Genomic DNA, 2,516 nt, shown 5'->3' with positions numbered 1-2,516 from the left:
CTGCCGATGATGAACATCGTCAACGGCGGCGCCCACGCGGACAATCCGCTGGACTTCCAGGAGTTCATGATCGCCCCGGTGGGTGCGGCGACCTTCGCGGAGGCCGTCCGCATGGGCTCCGAGGTCTTCCACACGCTCCGCCGGGACCTGCTGGCCGCCGGGCACTCCACGGGCGTCGGCGACGAGGGCGGCTTCGCCCCCGCGCTGCGCACCGCCGAGGAGGCGCTCGACTTCGTCATGGCCGCCGTGGAACGCACCGGGTACCGCCCCGGCGCGGACATCGGCCTGGTCATGGACCCGGCCTCGTCGGAGTTCTTCCGGGACGGGGTGTACGTGTACGCGGGCGAGGGGGTGCGCCGGACCCCCTCGGAGCACGCCGACCACCTGGCCGGGCTGATCGACGCGTACCCGGTCGTCTCCGTCGAGGACCCGATGGCCGAGGACGACCTGGACGGCTGGCGGGAGTTGACCGCGCGGGTCGGCGACCGCTGCCAGCTCACCGGCGACGACGTGTTCTGCACCGACGAGAAGCTGCTGCGCGAGGGCATCCGCACCGGGGTCGGCAACTCGGTCCTGGTCAAGGTCAACCAGGTCGGCACCCTGACGGAGGCGCTCGCCACGGTCGCCACCGCGCGCCGGGCGGGCTGGACCGCCGTCATGTCGCACCGCTCCGGGGAGACGGAGGACACCACCATCGCGGACCTGGCGGTGGCCACGGGCTGCGGCCAGATCAAGACCGGCTCGCTCTCCCGCTCCGACCGCACGGCGAAGTACAACCGGCTCCTGCGGATCGAGGAGGAGTTGGGCGCGTCGGCGCGGTACGCGGGGGGTTCGGCGCTGCTGCGCTCCTGACCGGGGCGGCGCGGCGGACCGGTGTGGCGCGGCGGACCGGTGTGGCGCGGCCGGCGGCGCGGGCCGGCGTGCCGGCCCCGGGCCCCCGCGCCGCGTCCGAGCCGTGTGTCCTGCCGTGCGCCCGCCGCACCCTCGGCTACTTTCGGCCCATGCCTCCCCTTTCGCCCGTCTATCTCCTCCGTAAGCTGCTGGCCGACGAGCGGTGGCGGCGGCTGCACGTGAAGGCGTCCCTCTGGGCGGCGCTGGGGGTCGTTCTGGTCCTGCTGCTCGGCTCCTGGGCGATCGTCCCGTTCGAGGAGTCGGCCCCCCGGGCCACCATCACCTCGTTCCCGCTCGCCCTGTGGTGGTCCGTCGAGACGGCCACGACCGTCGGGTACGGGGACCTCTATCCGGTCACTCTCGGCGGACGCGTCATCGCGGGGATCGAGATGCTCGTCGGCATCTCCGTGTTCAGCGTCGTCACCGCCTCCCTGGCCACCTGGTTCGTCGGCAGCGCGGCGCGCCACGCCCGCCAGGTGGCCCGGGCCGCCGAGCGGGCCGAGGCGCGGGGGAAGGCGGACGCCGAGAGCGAACTGCGGGCTCTGCACGCCCGTTTCGACCGGATCGAGCAACTGATCGGCGGAGAGGGCGGGCCCGGTTCCGGGCCGGTCCGCTGACGTCAGGACGCCTCACCGGCCGGGCCGGGCCCGCCGCCGGGCGGGGCGCGGCGAAGACCGGCCGGTGAGCTCCCGTGGGGCGGCCTCCGCTCAGCTGCCGGGGAGGGCCGGGCTCCCCCACGGCGCCGCCTGTTCGAGCTGTGCCGCCAGGGCGAGGAGGGTCCCCTCACCACCGAAAGGTGCGGCGAACTGGACCCCCAGGGGCAGGCCCGTACCGTCGTGGCCGAAGGGGACGGACATCGCCGGCATCCCGGTCACGTTGTGGACGCTGGTGAAGGCGGAGTAGACGGAGGCGTGCCGGTAGATCGACTCCGGGTCGGCCGTGTCGAGGACGCCGAGCCGGGGGGTCGGCTGCGCGAGGGTCGGGGTCAGCAGGACGTCGTACGCCGCGAACGCCGCGCCGGCCTGCCAGCCGATCTCCTGCGCCCGGCGCAGCGCCCGGCTGACGTCGGCCGCCGGAAGGGCGCGGTAGGTCTCGTACAGGAAACGGGTGAGGGGTTCGACGTCGTCGTCGGCCAGGGGCCGGTCGAGCAGGGCGAGCCGGGCGTCGATCTGGGCCACGAGGTCGGCGCCCATCAGGACCGCCGAGGTGCGGGCGACGTCGTCCGGCCGGTAGGGGGCGGTGGTCTCGGTGACCTCGTGGCCCAGCCGTTCGCACAGCAGGGCCGCGGCGCGGGCGGCCCCGGCGCACTCCGGGTGCGTCTCGGGTCCGTACGGCAGTTCCGTGAGCAGGCCGATCCGCAGCCGTCCCGGGTCGCGGCGGGCCAGTTCGGCGTAGGGGGCGGCCGGTTGCGGGGCCGCGTACGCGTCACCGGGGAGCGGTCCCGCCGCCACGTCCAGCAGCAGGGCGCTGTCCCGGACCGACGTGGTGAGCGCGTGGTGCCCGGAGACCAGTCCCGACAGGGTGGTCGGCCTGGGCGCGGGGGAGATTCTGCCCCGGCTGGGCTTGAGGCCGAACAGTCCGCAGGCCGCCGCCGGGATGCGGATCGAGCCGCCGCCGTCGCTGGC

Annotated in this window: 3 protein-coding genes; 2 read left to right on the top strand and 1 reads right to left on the bottom strand. The window is 75.0% G+C overall.

What is annotated here, in order from left to right; genetic code table 11:
- Positions 1 to 852, top strand: an 852-nt coding sequence (eno, locus tag IH13_RS0133585) for a phosphopyruvate hydratase (protein ID WP_031090497.1), incomplete at its 5' end; no start/stop codon positions are given.
- A gap of 149 nt (positions 853 to 1,001) precedes the next feature.
- Entirely contained in the window at positions 1,002 to 1,508 is a 507-nt protein-coding gene (locus IH13_RS0133580) for a potassium channel family protein (protein ID WP_031090495.1), read from the top strand.
- 90 nt (positions 1,509 to 1,598) lie between these two features.
- Here IH13_RS0133580 and IH13_RS0133575 read toward each other — a convergent pair.
- Positions 1,599 to 2,516: amidase (locus IH13_RS0133575; protein WP_031090493.1), on the bottom strand; the 918-nt coding region annotated here is incomplete at its 5' end.

It is taken from the genome of Streptomyces sp. NRRL WC-3549, assembly GCF_000721935.1.
Taxonomy (GTDB): Bacteria; Actinomycetota; Actinomycetes; order Streptomycetales; family Streptomycetaceae; genus Streptomyces.
This window is presented reverse-complemented; position numbering and strand designations above follow the sequence as displayed.